Origin of the sequence: Paenibacillus macerans (assembly GCF_050565405.1) — a bacterium.
GTDB classification, from domain to species: Bacteria; Bacillota; Bacilli; order Paenibacillales; family Paenibacillaceae; genus Fontibacillus; species Fontibacillus macerans_B.
This window is the reverse complement of the sequence record NZ_JBNYYG010000003.1, coordinates 186,335-207,923: the sequence shown is the minus strand read 5'-3', so window position 1 is coordinate 207,923 and position 21,589 is coordinate 186,335. Positions and strand designations below refer to the sequence as shown.

Genomic DNA, 21,589 nt, shown 5'->3' with positions numbered 1-21,589 from the left:
GCTTGTCGGAGTCACCGCTTTTTTATCCTAAACCGCCCCCTTACCGCCCGGCGAGCGCAGCTTGCCTGAGCCGGTCCACTGCGCCCGGCGGAGCGGTGCGGCTGCCGAGGTCTCCGTGGAAAACGACGCCCTGCCGCACCCCGTGGTAATCGGAGCCTCCTGTAGCAATCAGGCCATATTGTTCGGCCATCGCCATATAACGGCGCTCCTCCTCCGGACCGTGATCCGAATGATACACCTCAATGCCGGCCGGTTTGCCGCGCGCAACGATCTCTCGCACCAAGTCGTCATCCCCGTATAACCCGGGATGAGCCAGCACCGGCGCTCCTCCGGCCTCGCGAATCCAAACCATCGCTTCCCCCGGCGCGATGCGCGGCAGGGAGGCGTAGCCCGGCTTCCCTTCGGCCAAATAGCGGTCAAAGGCGTCGCGCATATCCGAGGCATAACCTTTACGGACCAGAAGATCGGCGATATGGGGCCGGCCCAGACTTTCGTCCGGACGCAGCGGCCGTGCCAATCCCGCCTTCACCTCTTCCAGCGTGATCGGAATATTCAACTGCTGCAGCTTGGCGATAATCAGCCCGTTCCGCTCATCGCGCACCGACCGCAGCCGGGCCAGACGCTCCAGCAGCCGTTCGTCCTCCGTATTCAGGAAATAACCCAGCACGTGGATGTCCTTCCCGCCCGCACGGGTGCTGATTTCGATGCCCTGAACGACCGCAAGGCCAAGCTCGGCCCCGGCCTCCTGCGCTTCGGCGACGCCGGCGACCGTGTCATGGTCGGTAATGGCCAGGCCGGCCAAGCCCTTGTCCTTGGCCAACCTGACATTGTCCGCCGGCTTGTTCATCCCGTCCGAAGCTTGCGTATGCGTATGCAGATCGTACCGCTCAAGCGCTGGTTGCCGTTCTTGTTCCAAATCATTCACTTCCTTTGATATCAGTAGCTCTTAAAGCGTCTCTTGAAATTCCCGCAAAAACGTCAGGAACGTGACCGCCGTCACCGGAAGAAGCGTCGATTTCAAGTGGATCGAATAAAACATCCGTTTGAACGAAATCCCTTCGATGTCCAGCACCTCCAGCAAGCCTAAGGCCTGCTCGTGCTTGACGGAAGACGGCGAAATGATCGTGATCCCGATCCCCGCTTCGACCGCGGATTTGACCGCCCCCGTACTGCCGAGCTCCATGACGGTTTGAAGCCGGCCGGAATCGACGCCCCGCCGCCGGAATTCCTCCTCCATCACCTGGCGGGTTCCCGAACCTTTCTCACGCAGGACGAACGGATACGCGATCACTTCCTCCAGCGTCGCGGATGGCTTGCCCGACAGCGGGTGGCCCGCCGGCACGATCAGCTTCAGCTCATCCTCCATCACCGGTTCGGATACCATATCCGGATGCTGGACCGGCGCTTCAACCAGCCCGAAATTGAGCTGGTGGCCCACGATCTCTTCAATAATTTGCGTCGTGTTAATGACCTTCATGACGATCGAAATATGCGGGTAACGTTGCCCGAAAGGCCCCAGCAAGCGCGGGAGCACATATTCCCCGATCGTCAGGCTCGAGCCGAGCTGCAGCCGGCCATCAAGCATGGAAGTATACCGGGACATCGCCTGCTCGGTCTCCCGGATCAGTTCGACACTTTGCCGGGCAAACGGAAGCAGGGTTTGGCCCGCTTCGGTCAATTCGATTTTTTTGGTGGACCGCACGAGCAGCTTGCTGCCGAAATAGTCCTCCAGCGACTGGACTTGCATCGTGACCGCCGGCTGCGTCATATGGAGCGCCTGAGCCGCGGCCGAAAAGCTGCCCCGCTGCGCAACCGTGTAAAAAATATGGAGCTGATGGTAGTTTAACGCCATAGTCCGGCCACTCCCCTTTCTTTTCCTTACAATATCATGCCCGGGCAAACAAAAAAAGCATGCCTCGCTGGCATGCTTGTCCTGAACTGCCTCAACCCTTCTTGGTTTGCCGCACGCGGTTATCTGCGTTTCCGACTGTTCTTCATCAGCGTCATCCGCCGGGAATGGCGAAGCCAAGAATAATAGGATTTCAAGTCGCGCAGTTCAATCGTCTCCGACATGCGTCCAAGGAAAGTTACGATGATCATGCGATGCATCGGCCGGCCCGCAAGATCGTATTCCCCGGGGATTTCCGCAAACTCGGCGACCATCACAAGATCGTCATCGATCAGATAAACGTCTTCTTCTTTCCGGTAATAAGGCGTTATCCGGCCCTGCTTCAAACATTCCCATGCCCAACCGGCGATCTGCTCATACCCTATGTTGTCCCGGTCGATTCTGTCGTGATATCTGAGCTTGGCATGGTTCGTTACTACGATGTCGGCAACTCTTTTGTCCCCTAGCGCAATGTGGAAAGCTTCATAGGTTCCCCAACGTTCCGTCGCCCTATCTCTCATGCCGCACCTCACATTAAATAGGTCTTTTTAACTAAGCACTTTTGCCTATTATATTACAACATCCCCCAATTTTCTACAAGGCAAGCGCTGCCAATTCAGGAGAATATAATATAAACAGCAACTCCGGTCCTATGTCCGAGGTACGCCTTTAAAACGGTTTCGACCGTTTTCCGCAAAAAAAGAAGCGTTCCGCAGCCGCTTTCGCGGCCGGAGCGCTTCCGTTCTCCAAGATGGCTATTGATCCGCTTACAATCCGTAATAACGGGTTTTGTCCGGAACGTCCTTACTGTATTCCGTCTTGATCTCCCCGCGGTAGGACCTTTCGATTTTGCGCACATAGGAAAGCTTGCGAATGTTCCGCATAATATCCTCCGCCCGGTCGGCATTCACATACATCACTACATAATGCATCCGGCGGGATAAATAGTGCACGCTTCCGTATTTGTCCAAGTTCCTTGCCGCTTTTAAATCGCTTACCCAAATGATATAGCCTGTACGCTCCGGGAACATAGCTTCCCCCTCCCGCTCTCATCAACGATTAGAAGTTATTCAAAAAGTCATCCTGTTAGCCGCAGCTGCATTTGCCGCCGCTGCCGCACCCGCCTGCCGGATTCGGATCGTTGCTCGGCACTTTGATCGAATCGGAGACGGCATAAGCGATCATTTCCGACATCTGGTGCAGGATATCGTCCAGCTCGACTTCGGCTTCCTTGAATTTGCGAACCGCCTCGAACTGCTCCAGCTCCCGCTCAACCTCGGCTACCTTGTCCTTGGCCTCGTGGTAATTCGGATGGAAATGCCCGAAACGTTCGGTTTCGCGGAACAGCTCTTTCTGAGCTTCCAGCTTCTTCACCAAAGTTTGAATGTCGCCATTCTCCTCCACGCGTTGTTTCCAGTACAAGTACTCGGAAACCGCGGCGGATTGATTTATCATATCGCCCAATTCATAGGCGTTTATCAGCACTTCGGCCATATCGACCGTGTTCTTCTCGACGACGCTCATGAATTTATTCAACTCGCTTCTGCTTAAATGTTCCACCGGAAGGTAGACGTCATTATCATATCACAATCCTTTAGCAAGCAGAAGAGGTTCATCCTTCCTAAACTCCCTGCTTAACGCCATCCGGCCGGCAGAATCAGGCGTATCCCCTGCCAATCGCCGGGAGCGAGCCACATTTCCCCTTGCGGTTCGGCAACCGCGGAAGCCGACGGGAGAACGCGCATCCTCAAACGCCAAACGGTTTCACCTTCTACATCAAGGGGCACGCAGACGACCGTATCCCCGCCGATTTGCAACGCCAGCTTCGTTCGCCATTCGAGCGCTTTGTCCACAAGCTGGCGGGCGGTAGAACTGTGATAAGAACGCATCTCTTTCCACCACATGGCCGGCACACCGGAGCAATCCGGAAAGAGCTCTTCCCGGCTGGGCGCTTCGCGATCCGGCTCGTAAAAATGCAGATCCGCTCCCTTGTATATCCAGCCTTGATTCCCGGCAGCCTGTTCCATACGAAGCCCGGAGCCGTCCCCGGCGGATTGGGCCAACTCCGCGGGCTTGGGATACTCCACCTCTGCGTCAGCGGCCGTGCGCCGGTTAGGGGGCGCTAATCTTTCGTTGTCCAGCGCTTTATAAACCTCCGTTGCGCGCTCCGCGTCCACGAGAAAGTGACGCGGCCCGATCCGCTCCAGCTTATCGCGCAAGGCGGCGATGGAGGCGATGCGGTCAGCCGCCTCCGGGTCGGCGCAGCTCAGCAGCAGCGCTTCGGTTAACGACGTGCGGCCGATTTCGCGCCCCCATTGCTCCAGCGCGCTGCGAACGGGCTCAGGTACGCCGGCGGCATGCTCCGTAAGCCAAGCGAGGATATCCTGCGGCGTACGGCCGTACCGGGAGGCCTGATCCACGCTGGCCCGGCTGAGCCGGTATACGCTCATGACGTCCGATGCGACATGTTCGGCGCAGGCCTCTAACTCGAAGCGCACCGTAAACGGCACGTCCGGCGGAACGAGCAGTTCGAAGTCGGGCTGGACGATCACCCGGCCGGCCGGGTGCGATGCTATCGGCCGGCCAAACGAAGACCCGGGATCCGCGTCCAAGGCGCCCGGATCGCCGCCTTCCGTTCCTTCTCCGGACAAAGCCGCCAGCCCTTCCCGGTCGATCAGCCAGCGAAACATCATCCCGTCCTCCGGATGATCCCCGAGCTCCAACCAACCGCAGCCGCAAAGCGCTTCCAGCCAGGCGGCGATCCAGCGCCCGCGATCCTCCGGCATGCCGCTCTCCAGCAGCCCCTGCTCCTGAAGCGCGCCGATCAGCTCCTCCAGCGAATACCAGAAGCCGGCCCGGATGTCCGCGGCAGCGAGACGCAACGCTACGTGCTGAAGCGGAGCGTCGGCCGGCACGTACCGCTGCAGCAGCTCCCGCAGCAGCGCCAGATTCATCGCCTGAATATCCAGCGCCAGCCACGAGGCCAACGCTGCGGGATTCAGCCGCCATAGCGAGCGGTCTTTGGCGATCAGTCCCCGTGCCAGCAGCAAATCCAACACGATCGCCAATGCCGGCGAATAGACGTCCGGATGGGGATAATTCAGGTCGAGCCCGGCAACGTCCCGTTCGCTGAGCCGAATCCGGGTTTCCAGTTTGCTGCGTTCCTTCTGGTGAATCGTGCCTTTGGCGGTGAGACGCAATCCGTTTCCGGCGATCCAGCACGCCGCTCGGAACAGATCGAGCGCCAAACCGGGCTTCGCCTCTCGGCGCAGCGTGATTCGCTCCGAATCCTGCGCATGCAGCTCCGCGTATTCCCACGTCTGCTGCCGCAGGAGCTGGTTCAGCGGCAAATAATACAGCTTCTCGCCCCAGGCCTTGCGAACCGCGGCCGCATGGCCGCTGCCTAGCAACGCCGGGATCGCTGCGCGGATGTCGGCGCCGCTGACGGACCCGGCAGCGGCGGCGTTCGCCTGCTCCAGCTTAAACGGCTGCCCCGCGAAGCGGCGGAACAGCTGTTTCAGCGCCGACAGCTCGATCGGCTCCAGCTGGAGTCCGGCAGGCTTCTCCGGCCAGCCGGCGGTTTCCCAAGCTTGCATGCCCGTTCCCTTGCTCATGCCTCCCACACCTCCCGATCCCGCTGGACCGCGTATTCGTACCCTTGCTCAAGCAGAAACAGCTGCCGCCGCAGGGCAAAGTCCTGTTCCCGGGTATTTTCGGACACCAGCGTATAGAAATACGCCCGGCTGCCGCCCGTTTTCGGCCGCAAAATCCGGCCGAGGCGCTGGGCCTCCTCTTGGCGCGAGCCAAAGCTGCCGGATATCTGGATGGCCACCGAGGCGTCCGGCAAATCCACGGCGAAGTTCGCCACCTTGGAGACGGCCAGCACCGGCAGTTTCCTCTCCCGGAAAGCCTGGAACAGCTTGCCCCGCTCCGCCTGCGGCATACTCCCGGTGATGAGCGGGACGCCGATGTCGTCGGCAACGCTTTGCAACTGATCCAGGTACTGCCCGATGATCAGCACCTGCCGGTCCGGATGGCGCTGGAGCAGCCGCCGCACGATTTCGTTCTTGTACGGGTTCTCGGCGGCGATCCGGAACTTGTCTTTCCCCTCGGCCCGGACGTATTTATCCTGATGGGGAAGCGGCATCGTTACGCGGATTTCCTGGCAATCGACCTGGGCGATAAAGCCGCTCTCCTCGAGATTTCTCCAGGGCACATCGTAGCGTTTGGGCCCGATCAGCGAGAAGACGTCCCGTTCGCAGCCGTCCTCCCGGACCAATGTAGCGGTCAGTCCCAACCGGCGCGTCGCCTGGATATCGGCCGTCGCCCGAAAGATCGGCGCCGGGAGCAGATGCACCTCATCGTAAATGATCAATCCCCAGTCTCTTTCGTTGAACAGGGACATATGCTTAAATCCTTCTTCCTTTCGCGACCGATGGGTCAGGATCTGGTAGGTGGAAACCGTAACGGGCTTGACCTGCTTCTTCTCCCCCGAATACTCCCCGATCGCTTCCTCCGGCAGCGTCGTCTTGGCGGCGATTTCGGACAACCACTGCCGTACCGAGGTCACATTGGAGGTCAATATGAGCGTCTCGCATTGGAATCGCTGCATTGCGGCCAGCCCGACGACCGTCTTGCCCGCTCCGCAGGGCAGCACCACCACGCCGCTGCCGCCGTCTCCCCTGCGGCCCGCAAAGGACTCGACCGCTTCCTGTTGATACGGTCTCAGCCCAAATGCCCGCCCGTCGCCGTCGGCCAACGCGTCCCGCAGCCCGAAAGCGAGCGCCCGCCCGCTGTGATACCCGGCTTCGTCAAGCACGGGATAACCGAGACGGGCCAGTTCCTGCTTCAGGATGCCACGGCAACGAGCCGGCAGCCGAAGCCGCCGCTCGCCCGCCGCCTCCAGTTTCCCGCCCGGCAGCGAAACCTGTTCGGCCAGCCGCTTCAACAGCAACGGATCAAGGCTTGCGCTCTCCAACTCCAGCTTGTCCGGTTCGTCCGGAAGCGGGTGCAACTGAAGCTGACCGTACCGTCCCACCCATTTGCGGATGTCTTCCGCGACGCCGCTGGGGAGCCCGTAACGCGCTACGGAGCGAAGCCGATCCAGAATCGTCTCCGCGTCCATCCCGCCGGCCGCCGCATTCCATAACGTGAGCGGCGTGATCCGATATGTATGATAGAAAGCCGGGCTTTTCACCAGCTCGGCAATGGAGGACACCCGCTCCCGCGCCGTTTCAAAACCGGGATGCTCCTTTTCCAGCAGCAGCGTCAAATCGCGTTGTACGATGCATGCACCCGTTTCGTTCATGGATTTCGCCCTCCTTCCGTTTACGCACCTTTAGCAAAAAGAGAAGTCCGCCGCAGCTGCCGCGAACTTCTCCTTCGCCTGTTTTTCGGCTCCGATTAATGCACCTGCTCCGAAATTTCGGATAACGCTTCGCCCGCATTGTCCGCAAAGATGTTCCGCACGGCCATGTCGCCGATCGACACGATGCCGATGAGCCGATCGCCTTCGCATACCGGCAGCCGGCGGATTTGCTGCTGGGCCATCAGGTCCGCCGCTTCATCCACCGAGGTATCTCGGGAGGCCGTTTTGATCCCCTTGGTCATGATTTCATCGACCGCCGTGGAGCCGGGGCGCTTCTCGGCGATGCCGCGAATCACCAAATCCCGGTCGGTAATGACGCCGATCAGCTTGTCGCCGCTCTCCACCACCGGGATGAATCCCGTATCGTTCTCTTTCATTTTGACGGCTACTTCAAATACATTATCCTGCGGCGTAACGGTTACCACATCTTTGGTCATGATCTCGCTGACTTTTTTCAACTGAGAATCCCTCCTTCGGACATAGAATTCCAAGGAAGGCAGATTATTATGCGTGTTCCTGCTGGTACGACTCCGCCATCGCGATCAGAAGCCCGGCCGCATGCAGCATCGCATCCTCGTCGATATCGAATTTCGGATGATGGTGCGGATAAACGGCTCCCTTGTCGGGGTTGCCCGCGCCTACGAACATGAAGCAGCCCGGCACCTTCCGCAAATAATAGGCGAAGTCCTCCGCCGGCATGATTTTGGGCGACAGCACGGCCCGAAGCCCGAATACGCTCGGCGCTTCCCGCAGAAAGCGGCCGTACTCCGCTTCATCGTTCACCAGGCTTGGGTAGCCCATCATATAGTTGATGTTCGCCTCCGCGCCATACGCCGCAGCCGTGCCTTCGGCAAGCGCGTGAATGCGGCTGCGGATCAACGACCGCGTCTCCTCGCAAAAGCAACGGACTGTCCCGGACAGTTTGCAGCGGTCGGCGATGATGTTCTGCGCCGTCCCGCCCTGAATCGCGCCGATCGTCACGACGGCCGGGTCCAGCGGATCGACCGAGCGGCTCACCACGCTCTGCAGCTGCAGCACCAACGCCGACGCCGCTACGACGCTGTCGACGGTTTTGTGCGGCATTCCCCCATGCCCTCCGCGCCCCTGAATCTCGATGAAAAATTCATCGGTCGAGGCCATCAGCGGTCCCGGAGCGCTGGCCACGGTCCCGATCGGAACCGGCGTCCACAGATGCACGCCGTAGATCACATCGACGCCATCCAGCGCCCCTTCTTCGATCATCGATTGCGCCCCGCCGGGGCAAACCTCCTCGGCCGGCTGAAAGATCAGGCGAATTTCCCCTTGCAGCTGCGATTTCCTCGCGCTAAAATATTCGGCCACCGCCAGCAGCGTTGCGGTATGCCCGTCATGCCCGCAGGCATGCATGACTCCGGGGTTTTGCGAGGCATATTCGCAGCTCTTCTCGTCCTGAATCGGCAGGGCGTCCATATCGGCCCTAAGCGCCACCGTTTTCCCCGGCAGGTCCCCGCGGATAGAGCCCACCAAGCCGAACCCGCCCACATTGACCGTGGCTTCGACCCCCAGTTCCCGCAATTTCCCCGCAATGAACGCCGACGTTTCCTTCTCCATAAAGCTCAGCTCCGGATAACGGTGAAAATGCCGCCGGCGTTCCACCATGGACGGAAACAATTCGCGAAGCTTCTCCTGTTCCATCGTCTCCACTCCTTTTCTCGCCTCCGGGAGCGTCTTTCGACGAAATGCATAGCCCGGCCGAAATCCTTTTCTCTTTATTGTAGCAGAAAAAAGGAATCGAGAATAACCGGGAGTTGGCGCAAAAAGCCGCCTTTTTCAAGCCTTCCCCCTGCTTGCACAAGCGCTGGAAACATAATATCATGGGGAAGAGACCGATAGGTTTGATGAAAATTCACATTTTGAGAGGAAGTTCAAAAAGTCATCTTTTGATCACGAAGCAGGTCAAGAAGCGGATTCGACATCGAATCTTGAATTCAGCCGGGCCTTTCCGTTGCTCACGTAGGCTCTACCTACGCTGCGCTACTCAGTCCCCGGCTTCATGCAACCTTCTCGGTGCTGAAAACCTGACTTTTTGAACACACATTTATAAGGGGGCATTCTTACGATGATCGTGGAAAACACCGGGTTGGACGGATTGAAAAGCGATTTGGCTTATTTGGACGAATCTGCGGAAAAGCTGGGTTTCGTACGCTGGCAATGGGAGTATTACCGCGCTACATACGATTATAAAATCGAATACAATAACAGCGAGTATTTCCTGCGCATCAACACGCGCGCGGTGGAAGGCAAACTGGAGCGTCCGGATACCGTACTGGCGATCGAAGCGGTCTACATGGGGCGGGCCACTTTTCCACACGGGCTGGAGTATGAATCGGAAATTCCGGCGCTGGTCATGAAAACCGCCAATCACAAATTGACGGAATTGAAGGAACTTCTCGAGGCCTAAGCGGGAACGCCATGAGAGAAGAAACAGAGAAGCCAAGACGCGGAGCCCCCGATTTCCAATTGCTCATCCTGACTTTGCTGATGGTCGGTTTCGGGATCGTCATGGTGTTCAGTTCCAGTTCCAGCATCACTTTGGTCAACAGCAGTTTCGGAAATGACCCGATGTTCTTTACGAAGAAGCAGATCATCTTCGGCTTCATCGGCCTGATCGGTATGTTCATTACGATGAATATCCCTTTCGAAAAATATAAAAAGCTGTTCGTTCCCGTCTTTATCCTGGCTATCGTCTTGCTGCTGCTCGTACCTTACGTGGGCGGGAACATCAACGGCGCGGCCAGTTGGTTCACCATCGGCACGCTCGGCATTCAGCCGACGGAGCTGGCCAAAATCACGACGATTTTGTACCTGTCGGCCTTGATCTCGAAGAAAGGCGAACGGTTTCGGGATTTGCGGACCGGGTACATCCCGGTCATGGTAATCGTCGGCTTCGTCGCCGGATTGATCATGCTCCAGCCGGACCTCGGTTCCTGCCTGATTCTCGTGGCCACCGCCGGTCTGATCATTTTCGCCGGAGGGGCCAACCTGAAGCATATCCTGGGTTCGATCGCCTTGCTCGTGGTCGGCGCAAGCATCGTAATCGGCGTCGGTACCCTGTTGGAGAAGATTAACCCGCCCGACGTGGCCGCGGCCGACAGCAACTACCGGATGGGCCGCATTCAGGCTTATCTCAATCCCTGGGAGGATACGCAAGGTATCGGCTATAACCTCATCCAATCGCTGACCGCGATCGGTCACGGGGGGATCACGGGCACCGGGTTTGGACAAGGCATCCAAAAGCTGCATTATTTGCCGAATGCCTACAACGACTTTATTTTTTCCGTGATCGGCGAAGAATTCGGTTTTATCGGCACGCTCATCTTCCTGCTATTTTACGTTTACTTTATCTGGCGGGGACTGCTGGTATCGCTGCGCTGCTCCAGCATGTTTGGCACGTTGACCGGGGTCGGCATCATGGGCCTGATCGCGATTCAGGCTTTCGTCAATATCGGCGGCGTCACGAACACGATTCCGGTTACCGGGGTCACCCTGCCGTTTATTAGCGCGGGCGGTTCCTCCTTGCTTGTCATGATGGCCTCCATGGGGATCGTGCTGAGCATCTCCCGGGAATCGGCGCTGCCGGCCAAGCAGGAACGCACCAAGTCGGTGGTGGTCCGGGAATCGACGCCGTTTGAAATGAGAAGCCAGGGAAGACGGCAGCTCTAGGAAGCCAAAAAAAGACTACGGAACGAATTCCGTAGTCTTTTTCTTATGCCAGCTGTCCGGTCTACCCGAGGCCGAAAGCGAAACTTCTATATCACTGCAGAAGGCCAAGGATCGATCAGACCTCGTCGTCCTTAAACGCGACACCCTCGACTTTCACGTTTACTTCTACAATTTTAAGCCCCGTCATGCTCTCTACCGCTTCGCGAACGTTCTGCTGAAGCATCCGGCAAACTTCGTGGATCGGCGTTTCGTACAATACGATGATGCGCAGATCAATCGCCGCCTCCAATTGACCGACTTCTACCGTGACGCCCTTTTGCACATTTTTGCCGCTTAACCGTTTTGCCCAGCCTTCGGACAGCCCGCCGGACATCGCTGCAATTCCCGGTGTCTCCAGAGCTGCCATTCCGGCGATTTTCGCAACGACATCGTCTGAAATCCGAATCAGCCCACTATCCAACTGCAGTTGTTCGGTCATGGTCATTCCTCCTTCAACCTCATTAATTTCATTGTAAATCGTAAGTCGATTTAAAGCAAATATAGACCTTTCGTTTATTTTTGAGTAAAATTGTTACATTCGGCTTTTGCCAAAAAATTACTGACCCGAGGTGTTCCATGAAAAAGGTTATTTCCCCCGCATTGCTGCTGATTTTCTTTGCACTAAGTGCCATCGGGCATTTCGCGCATTGGTCGGCGACGCTGCAATTCATCATCTCCGCCATCGCCGTCATTTTCGTAGCCGGCTTTCTCGGCAAGGCGACGGAAAGCGTGGCCCATTACGCGGGCCAACGGCTGGGCGGCTTCCTGAACGCCACGTTCGGCAATGCGGCCGAGCTGATCATCGGCATCCTGCTCGTCAGGGAGGGCCTATTCGACATGGTGAAGGCGAGCATCACCGGATCCATTATCGGCAACCTGCTGCTCGTGCTCGGGCTAAGCTTGTTCGTCGGGGGCCTCAAATTCAAAGTACAGAAATACAACGTTGCGCTGGCCGGCATGAACGGCTCGCTGATGATCGTAGCCATCATCGCCTTGTTCGTCCCGGCGATTTTCCTGCAAACCCACGTGCTTCAAGACGGTGACCGGACCTCCTTAAGCTTGGTCGTCGCGGGGATTCTTATCGCGGCTTACCTGCTGTGGCTGGTCTTCTCCATGATCACCCACAAGAACCATTTGGCCGACATCACCGATGCCGAGGAAGAAGAACTGCCGCACGAACATGCACCGGCCTGGTCCAAAGGCAAATCGATCCTCTACCTGGTGCTCGCTACCGTAATGGTGGCGTTCGTCAGCGAATGGCTTGTACATACGCTTGATACGTTTACCGCCAAGTTCGGGCTCAGCGAAATATTCGTCGGCGCCTTTGTCGTTGCCATCGTGGGCAATGCCGCCGAACATAGCGCCGCCGTCCTTCTGGCCATGAAGAACAAAATCGGCGCCGCCGTGGAAATCGCCGTCGGCAGCAGTTTGCAAATCGCCTTGTTCGTAGCCCCGGTACTGATTTTCGTCAGCCATCTGTTCGGCAGACCGATGGATATCGTCTTTACCGTGATCGAGCTAGCCGCGATCGGCGTCTCCGTATTCATCGCCAAATCGATTACGCAGGACGGCCAGACCAACTGGTACGAGGGTTTGCTGCTGCTTGCGGTCTACGCCATCCTCGGCGTTTCCTTCTATCTCGTCTAACAACACAAAACAAGCGTATGATCCGGAGCCTCCGGATGCATACGCTTGTATTATTAAGGCGCAACAGTTCGATTACTGTTTATTGTTCATGGCTTCATAGAGCGAGGCCAAATTCCGTTCAAGTCTGCTGAGGATTTGTTTGCCTACCGTTTCTTGAATAAGTCCGACGCGAACTGCGTAGTCTACCTGCCTGGAGAAACCGTACATCTGGGTATCCAGCACTTCCTCATAGAGAGGACAGTAACGTGTGGCCAAGTTCTCCATCTGTACTTCGATCAGCTTTTCTATTTTATCTGCATCTTCTTTCAGAAGATTAAGTGCTTTCAGGTTCAGTTCCTCCTGCAACTCAGATGAAGTCATGCTTCTTTCCCCCCTATGTCCAATATCGATACACAACTACTCTATTCTTAATATTAGACGAAATCGCAGACCAATACAAGAACCTCCGCAAATTAACCCGCCTGCGGAATCCGCTTCCCCCGACGATCCGAACGGCATTAAAAACGCCCCCGCCATAAGGGCAGGAGCGTTCTCCGTTAACGTTTATTCGGCGACGACTTTAACATCCAGGCCGTGCTTGGCAAAAACTTCGCTTACGGCTTTCTTTGCTTCGTCCGCATCCGGTCCGTGAACGTGAAGTTCGTAGCTCTTCGTGTTCACGAGCGTGGTGAATAGACCCAGGATGCTTTTTACGTCGATATACTTGTTGTCAGCTTGGAGCACAATGGAAGAAGTAAATTTACCCGCGGTTTGGGCGATTTCTACTACCGCTTCATTGTTCGTGGCCATAGGGATCCCTCCGTGATTAACATTGGAAATAACATACTTCAATCATACATTGAATCCGCTTTCCTAGCAAGGACATTTCTTGTTATTTCAGGTTTTCCGGATTCAGCCCCGCGAGCTCCGGAAGAACGAAAATGCCGTCTTTGCGGATCAGCACGTCATCGAAATAAATCTCCCCGCCGCCGTAATCCGGACGCTGGATCAGCACGAGATCCCAGTGAATCGACGAACGGTTCCCGTTATCCGCTTCTTCGTAGGCTTGGCCCGGCGTAAAGTGCAGGCTGCCGGCGATCTTCTCGTCGAACAGAATATCCTTCATCGGATGCAAAATATACGGGTTGAAGCCGATCGCGAACTCCCCGATATGTCTTGCCCCCTCGTCGGAATCGAGGATATCGTTCATCCGTTTCGTGTCGTTGCTCGTCGCCTCGACGATTTTCCCGTTTTCGAACCGGAATTTGATGTTTTCGAACGTAATGCCGTTGTACAAGGTCGCCGCGTTGTAGCTGATCGTGCCGTTCACCGAATCGCGAACCGGTGCGGTGTACACCTCGCCGTCCGGAATGTTCTTCTGGCCGGAGCATTTGATCGCGGCGATGTTCTTGATGGAGAAGGTCAGATCGGTGCCCGGCGCCGTAATCCGGACTTTGTCCGTCTTATTCATCAGTTCGGCAAGCGCGTCCTGCGCCCGGTCCATTTTGGCGTAATCCAGGTTGCAGACGTCAAAATAAAAATCCTCGAACGCCTCGGTGCTCGTATTGGCCAATTGCGCCATGCTGGCATTCGGGTAACGCAGCACGACCCATTTCGTGCGTTTTACCCGCTGTTCGCTATGTACCGGATGGGAATAAAGCGAATTGTACAGCTTCATCTTATCCTCGGGCACGTCGGACATGTCGTTGACGTTGGAACCCGCGCGAATCCCGATGTAGCAATCCATCAGTTGCATCCGTTTCAAATCGTATTCGGCCCAGGTTTTCATGCCTTCAGCCGTGGCATATTTAAGCTGTGAGCGCTGCACGGTGCGGTCAGTAATTTCAACGAAGGCGTTGCCGCCCTTCTTGCCTACCTCTTCCACCACCGCTTTCAACAAATCGCGTTCGTCGCCGATCATTTCGACCAGGACGTTTTCGCCGGGCTGGACGTTTACGGAATAACCGACCAGGTTCTCCGCCAGCTTTTGTACTCTAGGATCTCGCATCTGGCTCACTCTCCTCAAAAATGTAACGAGCTCTCCCCTTCGCGGACCGTCCGCTCCAAGGAACCCGCGTGTTTAACCATTGGTTAATTATTCTACTATTGTAGCACGAAAGAGGCCGGAAAGTCAGCCCGCAGGACTCTATTTATAGTCTACGAACCGGTTGTCCGTCCTCAGCACCTCCCGTTGTCTCGTACCTTGCGGGGACCAGTACTCCATCGTCGTTTCGGAGGTCAGCCTTGCCGGCAGTCCCGATTTGCGGTCAATGGTCAAGTGATACACCACGCCGGCTTCCATGGATTCGAGCCGCTGCTGAAGCTGCTCGTTCCCCGCCGTCCAAATCGACGACAACTCCTTTTGCAGCTTCACTCTCTTCTCCGGGGGAACATTTGCCAGCTTCTTGTCCCAATCCTGGCGCAGCAGCTCCATTTCCGAAAGCAGCTTATCCTTCAGCCGGATTCCGGCTTCGGCGGGATCCAGCTCGATGCGGAGCACTTTCGTTCCGCGCGCGGCGCCGCTTTCCGCGGAGATTTTCTTCGCGGCCGGGGGGATTCTGCGGATTTCCTCCAGCTGATCCAGCGGATTCAGTCGCTTCATCCCCTGCAGCAAGGCATCGCTTTCCTGCGATTGCAGCAGCCAATCGCCGTCCTCCCAGCGCAGCATAGCCTCGAAACCGGCGGATTTGCCCGTTCCTGGCGTCTGCATTCGATGAAAGCGACCGGCGGGATTGCCGCCGTCCGGCTCGGCTTTGATTTTCAGCTCCCGGTGTTCCTTCAGTTGTCCGGTATAGCTGATGCTCTCCTCCAGAACTTGTTCGCTCCCGCGCTGCAAAGCCGCAAGTCCGCGGAACGTCAAGGCGTCGCAGCCGGCCAGCCCCGACCAGGTGAAGTCGAACCACTGCTCGGGGGTTTTCGCCTCGTTGATACCACAGGAAGTTAATATGATTAATAGCAGTAGCGACCTTGCGATGTTACGATAATATCTGGTCCGTATCCGTAGCATTCCCATCGTGCAAACGCCCCTCGTCTTCGAAGTCCCCGGTTGAGATCGATCTGCCATGATCATCCAAGCTGCATTAGCAGTAGCCTGCCACCATGGTTCCGAATCTATGCAAAAAGAGCGCTCCCTGCCGGACGCAATCCGGCCGAGAAACGCTCTTTTTGTTAAGGCATGGCCCCGAAACCAAGTCACGGCGTTCCGTCCCTCATTCCGATTTGCGTTTGGTTCCGCCCGTTGTTCTTGGCTTTGTATAACGCCATATCCGCCTGGTAGAACAAGGATTCCACGCTGATCTTATCTTCTCCCTGAACCCAGTCGGCGATACCGCACGAAACGGTCACCGCCGGATCGGTATCCATCGCCACACGCAGCCGGATGGTCTCGGCGATTTGATAGCTGTTGCTCGCGTCCGCGCCGGGCAAATAGACAGCCAGCTCTTCGCCTCCCCAGCGAGCGGCGATATCGGTTTTGCGAATCGAGCTTTTGACGATGGAACAGACCTGTTTCAGGATTTTGTCTCCGGTTTGGTGGCCAAACGTGTCGTTGACCTGCTTAAACTGGTCGATATCGACGATGATCAACGAACCGCCGGCGTCTTTTTTTTGGAATTCCTGGATGGCATCATCTACGTAGTGACGTGCGTAAAGTCCGGTCAACATGTCGCGGTTTGCCATTCGGCGTACCTCGGCGTGCAACGAAGCGTTAGCGATGGCCAGACCGATATGTGAGGAAAGAACCTGAAGCAGCTTGTAATTGTCGTAAGAAAAAAAACGAGGTTGCTTGTGCGCCAGCATAATGGCCCCGATCACCTCGCCCCGGACGATTAAAGGAGCCGTGATCAGCGAACGGGACTCCGTCTCATCCATAAACCGGGAGGATACCTTCCCGTAAGCGTGGTAGTCGGACAGGATGATCGGTTCATGCGTGGCATATACGAGTCCGCTGAAGCCGTAATTGTTCGGAAATTGCTCCTTCGACAACCCGGGGACATTGCTGGACATGATTTCGAAGATCCCCTGTTCCCGGTTGAGCTGCGAAATGCAGCAGTGCTCGGCGTTGAAAATCCTTAGCAGTTCGTCGGTAGCAAACTGGAATACTTCCTTGGGCCGCAAGCTCTGATTGAGCCGTTTGGTCAGTTCGTTGATCAACCTTAGCTCGTTGATCAGCAAATTGGACTGCTCGTACAGCTTGGCGTTCTCGAACGCCGTGCCGGCCGTATCGGCCAGCATGCCGATGAGCTGCAAATCGACGTCGTCGATTAAATTCTGCTGAATCAGCAAATGAAACACGCCGTACACGCCTTGCTTCCCGCTAAGCGGGACGGCGATTTCCACTTGGGAGGCTCCGCCCCCCTCAGGATCAGGCAACTGGTTGAGCTGCATGCGTCCCTCCATGAAAGCCCTGACGCAAATATCTTCTCCCTGGCCGTGCAGTTGAAGCGACTTGACCCGCGGGTCACGGCTGAGATGGTCTTGGGACATCAGCAGTTCCAGCTTGGCTGCGGGGTACATGCCCGAAACCCGTTCAAACACCTCCGTCAGCACGGAATCGACGTCGATCTTGTCGTGCAGCTTTTGCACGATCTGAAACAGCTTCGACCGCCGCTGCTCCTCGCGTTTGGCCCGGTGCTGGACGGACAGCAAATCGGACACGAACATGGCTTCGAAGCATTTATAGAAGCATGTCCGAAAAAGCTGCGCCGCCGTCTTCATAAACAACACGGCTGCCGGGCCGTCATAAGCCGGCAAGCAACAGGCAACTACGGCCAATAATTCCCCATGCAGGCGGGTAAAGACGGGAATCGCCGCATAAACGCCCTCCGGCGAAGCCACAGTGACCGTACCGAGCTCATGGAGGCTCGCGGATACTGCATCCTCCAGCGGCTGCGAACAACCCGCGGCTTGCTGCGTTTCCTCCGGGATGTCCGGATCGGCGAGCAGCAGTTTCCCGGCAGGGTTCGCAACAAAAAAACGAGCATCGCGAAGCTCCGGGATGTCCGAGACCAACTGGCACCATTCCGCATAAGCATTTAAAATAACAGGTTCGATGTATGGAAAATCGTAGGCAGTAATATCGATCTGCCGCAGCCAATCCGTATAATTCTCGCCATGATCAAGCTGCGGCAGGAGGTTAGCGTTATTCAAGTTCATCGTCGGGTGCCCCCTGGATTGATTGGCCATAAAAAAGCTCCTTTATACCGCGTAGTATTTGAGCCAGCGGCTTAATTGATAACACGTAACGGACAAGCGGCTCTGCCTGAATTACCGCTTGTCTGCTCTGCTTTGTCCGTTCTTGATTGCTATCTTCATTTTACTATCTTCCAAGTGGTTTTGCATTATAATTCCTTAGTTTCGAGCCGTTTTTTTAGGCCAAAAGCCCTATCGACAAAAAATCCCCTTTTCAAACAAAAACATCTTATTGACTTTATCCCACCAATTCATATAATATATATTGTTGATAAAGACTGGATAGAGTCTTGATTAGGGCGTAACGCATGCGAGCACCCTCTCGGTTTTTGTTGCTGACAGGACAGCGGCTGAACTTTCTTGTCAGAGAGCGTATTTTTCTATCCTTCGCTCGGCCATACAAAACCCGCGCAAGTAGAACCCTACACGAAATTTAACCAACAAAGGAGTCTACCTATACAATGGCACGTTACACTGGTCCTAAATTTAAACTCAGCCGCCGTCTCGGCATTTCCTTGAGCGGTACAGGCAAAGACTTGAAGCGTCCTTTCCCTCCGGGACAACACGGCGCTAACCAACGCAGAAAAATCAGCAACTACGGCGCACAGCTGCTCGAGAAACAAAAGCTCCGCCACATGTACGGTTTGGGTGAGAAGCAGTTCCGCACCCTGTTCGAGAAAGCGCAACATATGCCTGGTATCGCGGGCGAAACGTTCATGTTCCTGCTTGAAAGCCGTTTGGACAACCTCGTTTACCGTCTTGGCTTTGCGAACTCCCGCGCCGGTGCGCGTCAGCTCGTATCCCATGGCCACGTAACCGTTAACGGCAAGAAAGTGGACATCGCTTCCTATCGCGTTAGCATCGGCGACGTTATCGGCCTTCGCGAAAGAAGCCGCGGTCTTTCCTCGGTTAAAGAAGCTTTGGAAAACCGTTCGCATCTTCCGGCTTACCTGGAATTCAACGATACGGCTCTGGAAGGCAAATTCATCCGTTTGCCTGAACGTTCCGAGCTGTCCCAAGACATCGACGAGAAACAAATCGTCGAGTTCTACAACCGTTAAGATTCGCAAGCAAAACCGGCCCAAGTCGTTATCGACTTGGGCCGGTTTTTTGATGTTTGGTTCTAGTAATCAGGCTGCCAATCGACTGTAACGTTTTCCGATCCGCACGCTCTGCATGTTCGTTCAGATCGATTACGATGCCGTCCTCCACATAACGCGGAATGACGTGAAAATGAACATGCTGAATTTCTTGATCCGCTAGCGGTCCGTTACATTGAACAATATTATAGTCCGTACACAATTGACTCTCCACAAGCCACTTACATACGGTAACCAACGTATCAAACAAGTCGTTTTGCAGGGGATCGTCATCGATCAGATGCAACCGTTCAATATGCGACTTCGGAAAAATCAACAAATGTCCTTTTGTAGCCGGATATAGATCGAATATGCACAGAACGTGTGTGGACTCGTATAAAATGACGGCTTCCCGGGATTTTATAACTTCGCAAAGTATACAATCAGTCATCATCGGATCCTTTCTTTCTATGATTAAAAGAGGAACAGTAAAGTTCTGTTCCTCTTTAACTCCGATTATGCATGTTTATAAGCAAAAATTGGGATGGATCTTTATACAATGTCAGATCCTCAATTCCATTAATAATAAATGCATTTCTTCGATCTTTACAAGGTTCACATGTACCACATTGTATTTCACTATTCGTAGCACAACTCCATGTTTTTTGAAGGGGCACTCCTAATTCAGCACCTAATCGTAAAACTTCCGCTTTGCTTTTTCCTAAGAAAGGGGTATGAATCTTGAAACCTTTTCCGCACTCAATAGAAATAGCTTTAGATATTAATTTAAAGAAATCATCATTATTTTCTCTATATACAGTATCATCTTTGTGAACAGCATAGAATAAATCGCTCGCCCCCAGCTCAATTGCATAAGATGCAGCAATAGACAAAGCTATACCAGCTCCAAATCCTCTTACATGTTCATATGGGGTGGCAACTTTTCTTAGTATGTGTATGGGATCTGGTATGTCATCAAAAGCATACAAATCTTTCATTGGAGATATAAAATCTACAAACTTATGAGAACTGGAAACTTGATCTGCAATAAATTGTGAGCATTGCTTCTCAGCGTCCCCTTCCTCTTCACCGAAATTAAAAGTCAGCGAATGAAGCTCGTAACCTTGTTGTTTTACCCAATAAGCAAGTGTACTTGAATCTGGCCCACCTGACAACATAATAACTGCTTTTTCAAAATAAAACCTCCTTTACGTGAATTAGTAATATTATAACATTATATGGAATATTTTTCAATAATCTTACTTCTTGATTAATCTGACAAAAAAGGCCGGAACACACATATTCCGACCTTGTCAATCATCTTATTTGTTCACCAACAGCTTGGCGAATTTGCGCTTGCCTACCTGGATGATCTCCCCGCCTGCAAGCCAAATTTCGGCGTTCGGATCGTCGATCTTCTCTTCATTTAGTTTGACCGCGCCTTGCTGGATGCTACGTTTGGCTTCCCCGTTGGAGGCGGCGAAGTCGATCAGCGTCAGCAGCTTGATCAGGCGGATTTTCCCGTCCTCCAGCTCAGCGGCAGGAATCTCCTTCTCTTCGATGTCCTCCGGCAGCGCCCGCTGCTGAAATACGGTGACGAAATGCTCTTGAGCCGCTTCGGCCGCTTCCGCCCCGTGGTACATCCGGACCAGCGTGTAGGCCAGCTTCATTTTGGCATCGCGCGGATGCACCGCTCCCGACTGGATCCCTTCCGTCAGCACGGCCAGCTCCTCGCCCGACAAATCCGTCACGAGCTCGTAGTATTTCGTCATCAGCTCGTCCGGCACGGACATGGCTTTGCCGTAGATTTCATTCGGCGCTTCATTAATGCCGATGTAGTTGCCGAGGCTTTTGCTCATTTTCTGCACGCCGTCCAGCCCTTCGATGATCGGGGTCATGATCGCGACCTGCGTGTCCTTGCCGTACTCCTTCTGCAGCGTACGTCCCATCAGCAGGTTGAACTTCTGGTCCGTTCCCCCAAGCTCGATGTCGCTCTCCAGCGCCACCGAATCCATGCCCTGCATCAGCGGGTAGAAAAACTCATGGATGCTGATCGGCTGGCCGCTCGTGTAGCGCTTCGTGAAATCGTCACGCTCGAGCATCCGCGCCACCGTCACTTTGGCGGACAGCTTCACGACGTCGGCAAACGTCATCGGCGCCAGCCATTCGGAGTTAAAGTTAACCTGCGTTTTGGCAGGGTCCAAAATTTTGAAAATTTGCTGGCGGTACGTTTCGGCATTCCGCTGCACGTCTTCTTCCGTCAGCTGCTTGCGGGTTTCCGATTTACCGGTGGGATCGCCGATCCGCCCCGTAAAGTCGCCGATGATCAACTGCACCTGATGGCCCATCTCCTGGAACTGGCGAAGCTTCTGCATGACCACCGTATGCCCGACGTGAATATCCGGCGCCGACGGGTCGAGCCCCAGCTTGACTTTCAACGCTTTGCCGGTCACGACCGATTTCATGACCTTCCGCTTCAATTCGTCCTCCGGCACAATTTCCACCACGCCGCGGGAAATCACCTTCAACTGGCGTTCCACCTCGGCCTGCTGCGCCGCGCTTAATTCTTCCCACTTCATTTGCTCATTCCTCCATCCAATATGTTCGGGCTGCCTATCGAAAAACGCAAAAAAGCTCCTTCTCATCCCAAGGGACGAGAAGGAGCGCTCGCGTTACCACCCTAATTAAAACCGCCTG

General features: G+C 55.2%; 22 protein-coding genes and 1 other annotated feature (1 of these 23 only partly in view). Of the genes, 4 read left to right on the top strand and 18 right to left on the bottom strand.

Annotated features, from left to right (window positions below):
- Nucleotides 1–40: 40 nt before the first annotated feature.
- From ACQ4N8_RS04455 to ACQ4N8_RS04415, 9 genes are all read right to left on the bottom strand, one after another.
- Entirely contained in the window at nucleotides 41–916 is an 876-nt protein-coding gene (locus tag ACQ4N8_RS04455; RefSeq protein WP_430703138.1) for a PHP domain-containing protein, read from the bottom strand.
- Nucleotides 917–946: 30 nt separating this feature from the next.
- The gene (locus ACQ4N8_RS04450; RefSeq protein ID WP_430703137.1) at nucleotides 947–1,852 is read right to left on the bottom strand and encodes a selenium metabolism-associated LysR family transcriptional regulator; all 906 of its coding nucleotides are present in this window, start codon (nucleotides 1,850–1,852) and stop codon (nucleotides 947–949) included.
- A gap of 119 nt (nucleotides 1,853–1,971) precedes the next feature.
- Nucleotides 1,972–2,409 (bottom strand): hypothetical protein, encoded by a 438-nt coding sequence (locus tag ACQ4N8_RS04445; RefSeq protein WP_430703136.1) that lies wholly within the window; start codon nucleotides 2,407–2,409, stop codon nucleotides 1,972–1,974.
- 246 nt (nucleotides 2,410–2,655) lie between these two features.
- Entirely contained in the window at nucleotides 2,656–2,919 is a 264-nt protein-coding gene (locus ACQ4N8_RS04440; protein WP_430703135.1) for a YlbG family protein, read from the bottom strand.
- Nucleotides 2,920–2,974: 55 nt separating this feature from the next.
- The gene (locus tag ACQ4N8_RS04435) at nucleotides 2,975–3,412 is read right to left on the bottom strand and encodes a YlbF family regulator (RefSeq protein ID WP_430703180.1); all 438 of its coding nucleotides are present in this window, start codon (nucleotides 3,410–3,412) and stop codon (nucleotides 2,975–2,977) included.
- A gap of 110 nt (nucleotides 3,413–3,522) precedes the next feature.
- Nucleotides 3,523–5,502 carry a helicase-associated domain-containing protein gene (locus ACQ4N8_RS04430; protein WP_430703134.1) on the bottom strand — a complete coding sequence of 660 codons (1,980 nt, stop codon included), beginning with the start codon at nucleotides 5,500–5,502 and terminating at the stop codon, nucleotides 3,523–3,525.
- On the bottom strand, nucleotides 5,499–7,196 hold the full coding sequence (locus tag ACQ4N8_RS04425) for a DNA repair helicase XPB (protein ID WP_430703133.1): 1,698 nt from the start codon (nucleotides 7,194–7,196) through the stop codon (nucleotides 5,499–5,501). Before ACQ4N8_RS04425 ends, ACQ4N8_RS04430 begins: the two co-directional genes overlap by 4 nt.
- Before the next feature lie 95 nt (nucleotides 7,197–7,291).
- The gene (locus ACQ4N8_RS04420) at nucleotides 7,292–7,714 is read right to left on the bottom strand and encodes a CBS domain-containing protein (RefSeq protein ID WP_430703132.1); all 423 of its coding nucleotides are present in this window, start codon (nucleotides 7,712–7,714) and stop codon (nucleotides 7,292–7,294) included.
- Between the two features lie 46 nt (nucleotides 7,715–7,760).
- Nucleotides 7,761–8,930, bottom strand: coding sequence for a M20 family metallopeptidase (locus tag ACQ4N8_RS04415; protein WP_430703131.1), 1,170 nt, complete (start codon nucleotides 8,928–8,930; stop codon nucleotides 7,761–7,763).
- Nucleotides 8,931–9,354: 424 nt separating this feature from the next.
- Here ACQ4N8_RS04415 and ACQ4N8_RS04410 point away from each other — a divergent pair, with 424 nt between their 5' ends.
- Both ACQ4N8_RS04410 and ftsW read left to right on the top strand, forming a co-directional pair.
- Complete coding sequence (locus ACQ4N8_RS04410; protein ID WP_430703130.1) at nucleotides 9,355–9,696, top strand: YugN family protein; 342 nt, start codon at nucleotides 9,355–9,357, stop codon at nucleotides 9,694–9,696.
- Nucleotides 9,697–9,707: 11 nt separating this feature from the next.
- Nucleotides 9,708–10,958: a putative lipid II flippase FtsW gene (gene ftsW, locus ACQ4N8_RS04405; RefSeq protein WP_430703129.1), complete on the top strand. Its 1,251-nt coding sequence runs from the start codon at nucleotides 9,708–9,710 to the stop codon at nucleotides 10,956–10,958.
- Between the two features lie 115 nt (nucleotides 10,959–11,073).
- Here the strand turns inward: ftsW and ACQ4N8_RS04400 are convergent, their stop codons facing one another.
- A complete protein-coding gene (locus tag ACQ4N8_RS04400) occupies nucleotides 11,074–11,436 on the bottom strand; it encodes an Asp23/Gls24 family envelope stress response protein (protein ID WP_430703128.1) in 363 nt (120 codons plus the stop codon).
- Nucleotides 11,437–11,573: 137 nt separating this feature from the next.
- On the opposite strand from ACQ4N8_RS04400, the gene cax reads away from it, so the two are divergent.
- Complete coding sequence (gene cax, locus ACQ4N8_RS04395; RefSeq protein ID WP_430703127.1) at nucleotides 11,574–12,644, top strand: calcium/proton exchanger; 1,071 nt, start codon at nucleotides 11,574–11,576, stop codon at nucleotides 12,642–12,644.
- Nucleotides 12,645–12,716: 72 nt separating this feature from the next.
- Here cax and ACQ4N8_RS04390 read toward each other — a convergent pair whose 3' ends face one another.
- The 5 genes from ACQ4N8_RS04390 to ACQ4N8_RS04370 form a co-directional block, all read right to left on the bottom strand.
- On the bottom strand, nucleotides 12,717–13,004 hold the full coding sequence (locus tag ACQ4N8_RS04390) for a DUF1507 family protein (protein WP_430703126.1): 288 nt from the start codon (nucleotides 13,002–13,004) through the stop codon (nucleotides 12,717–12,719).
- Nucleotides 13,005–13,187: 183 nt separating this feature from the next.
- Nucleotides 13,188–13,433: an HPr family phosphocarrier protein gene (locus ACQ4N8_RS04385; RefSeq protein WP_430703125.1), complete on the bottom strand. Its 246-nt coding sequence runs from the start codon at nucleotides 13,431–13,433 to the stop codon at nucleotides 13,188–13,190.
- An 82-nt stretch (nucleotides 13,434–13,515) separates the two neighbouring features.
- Nucleotides 13,516–14,631 (bottom strand): aminopeptidase, encoded by a 1,116-nt coding sequence (locus tag ACQ4N8_RS04380; protein WP_430703124.1) that lies wholly within the window; start codon nucleotides 14,629–14,631, stop codon nucleotides 13,516–13,518.
- Nucleotides 14,632–14,769: 138 nt separating this feature from the next.
- Nucleotides 14,770–15,636: a hypothetical protein gene (locus ACQ4N8_RS04375; RefSeq protein WP_430703123.1), complete on the bottom strand. Its 867-nt coding sequence runs from the start codon at nucleotides 15,634–15,636 to the stop codon at nucleotides 14,770–14,772.
- Nucleotides 15,637–15,815: 179 nt separating this feature from the next.
- On the bottom strand, nucleotides 15,816–17,777 hold the full coding sequence (locus ACQ4N8_RS04370) for a diguanylate cyclase (protein WP_430703122.1): 1,962 nt from the start codon (nucleotides 17,775–17,777) through the stop codon (nucleotides 15,816–15,818).
- A 497-nt stretch (nucleotides 17,778–18,274) separates the two neighbouring features.
- On the opposite strand from ACQ4N8_RS04370, the gene rpsD reads away from it, so the two are divergent.
- Nucleotides 18,275–18,874, top strand: a complete 600-nt coding sequence (gene rpsD / locus ACQ4N8_RS04365; RefSeq protein WP_430703121.1) for a 30S ribosomal protein S4 — start codon at nucleotides 18,275–18,277, stop codon at nucleotides 18,872–18,874.
- Between the two features lie 28 nt (nucleotides 18,875–18,902).
- Here rpsD and ACQ4N8_RS04360 read toward each other — a convergent pair whose 3' ends face one another.
- The 3 genes from ACQ4N8_RS04360 to tyrS all read right to left on the bottom strand — a co-directional run bounded on the left by ACQ4N8_RS04360 (nucleotide 18,903) and on the right by tyrS (nucleotide 21,471).
- Nucleotides 18,903–19,343 carry an HIT family protein gene (locus ACQ4N8_RS04360; RefSeq protein WP_430703120.1) on the bottom strand — a complete coding sequence of 147 codons (441 nt, stop codon included), beginning with the start codon at nucleotides 19,341–19,343 and terminating at the stop codon, nucleotides 18,903–18,905.
- 55 nt (nucleotides 19,344–19,398) lie between these two features.
- The gene (locus tag ACQ4N8_RS04355; protein WP_430703119.1) at nucleotides 19,399–20,070 is read right to left on the bottom strand and encodes a 7-cyano-7-deazaguanine synthase; all 672 of its coding nucleotides are present in this window, start codon (nucleotides 20,068–20,070) and stop codon (nucleotides 19,399–19,401) included.
- Between the two features lie 144 nt (nucleotides 20,071–20,214).
- The gene (gene tyrS, locus ACQ4N8_RS04350; protein WP_430703118.1) at nucleotides 20,215–21,471 is read right to left on the bottom strand and encodes a tyrosine--tRNA ligase; all 1,257 of its coding nucleotides are present in this window, start codon (nucleotides 21,469–21,471) and stop codon (nucleotides 20,215–20,217) included.
- A 67-nt stretch (nucleotides 21,472–21,538) separates the two neighbouring features.
- Nucleotides 21,539–21,589, bottom strand: a binding site (T-box leader) (it continues 223 nt past the right edge of the window).

Bases quoted from the DNA above. Each gene is read 5' to 3' on its own strand.
- ACQ4N8_RS04450 (WP_430703137.1), bottom strand. From the start codon at position 1,852: ATGGCGTTAAACTACCATCAGCTCCATATTTTTTACACGGTTGCGCAG.
- ACQ4N8_RS04445 (WP_430703136.1), bottom strand. From the start codon at position 2,409: ATGAGAGATAGGGCGACGGAACGTTGGGGAACCTATGAAGCTTTCCAC.
- ACQ4N8_RS04440 (WP_430703135.1), bottom strand. From the start codon at position 2,919: ATGTTCCCGGAGCGTACAGGCTATATCATTTGGGTAAGCGATTTAAAA.
- ACQ4N8_RS04435 (WP_430703180.1), bottom strand. From the start codon at position 3,412: ATGAGCGTCGTCGAGAAGAACACGGTCGATATGGCCGAAGTGCTGATA.
- ACQ4N8_RS04430 (WP_430703134.1), bottom strand. From the start codon at position 5,502: ATGAGCAAGGGAACGGGCATGCAAGCTTGGGAAACCGCCGGCTGGCCG.
- ACQ4N8_RS04425 (WP_430703133.1), bottom strand. From the start codon at position 7,196: ATGAACGAAACGGGTGCATGCATCGTACAACGCGATTTGACGCTGCTG.
- ACQ4N8_RS04415 (WP_430703131.1), bottom strand. From the start codon at position 8,930: ATGGAACAGGAGAAGCTTCGCGAATTGTTTCCGTCCATGGTGGAACGC.
- ACQ4N8_RS04410 (WP_430703130.1), top strand. From the start codon at position 9,355: ATGATCGTGGAAAACACCGGGTTGGACGGATTGAAAAGCGATTTGGCT.
- ftsW (WP_430703129.1), top strand. From the start codon at position 9,708: ATGAGAGAAGAAACAGAGAAGCCAAGACGCGGAGCCCCCGATTTCCAA.
- ACQ4N8_RS04400 (WP_430703128.1), bottom strand. From the start codon at position 11,436: ATGACCGAACAACTGCAGTTGGATAGTGGGCTGATTCGGATTTCAGAC.
- cax (WP_430703127.1), top strand. From the start codon at position 11,574: ATGAAAAAGGTTATTTCCCCCGCATTGCTGCTGATTTTCTTTGCACTA.
- ACQ4N8_RS04390 (WP_430703126.1), bottom strand. From the start codon at position 13,004: ATGACTTCATCTGAGTTGCAGGAGGAACTGAACCTGAAAGCACTTAAT.
- ACQ4N8_RS04385 (WP_430703125.1), bottom strand. From the start codon at position 13,433: ATGGCCACGAACAATGAAGCGGTAGTAGAAATCGCCCAAACCGCGGGT.
- ACQ4N8_RS04380 (WP_430703124.1), bottom strand. From the start codon at position 14,631: ATGCGAGATCCTAGAGTACAAAAGCTGGCGGAGAACCTGGTCGGTTAT.
- ACQ4N8_RS04375 (WP_430703123.1), bottom strand. From the start codon at position 15,636: ATGGGAATGCTACGGATACGGACCAGATATTATCGTAACATCGCAAGG.
- ACQ4N8_RS04370 (WP_430703122.1), bottom strand. From the start codon at position 17,777: ATGAACTTGAATAACGCTAACCTCCTGCCGCAGCTTGATCATGGCGAG.
- rpsD (WP_430703121.1), top strand. From the start codon at position 18,275: ATGGCACGTTACACTGGTCCTAAATTTAAACTCAGCCGCCGTCTCGGC.
- ACQ4N8_RS04360 (WP_430703120.1), bottom strand. From the start codon at position 19,343: ATGACTGATTGTATACTTTGCGAAGTTATAAAATCCCGGGAAGCCGTC.
- ACQ4N8_RS04355 (WP_430703119.1), bottom strand. From the start codon at position 20,070: ATGTTGTCAGGTGGGCCAGATTCAAGTACACTTGCTTATTGGGTAAAA.
- tyrS (WP_430703118.1), bottom strand. From the start codon at position 21,471: ATGAAGTGGGAAGAATTAAGCGCGGCGCAGCAGGCCGAGGTGGAACGC.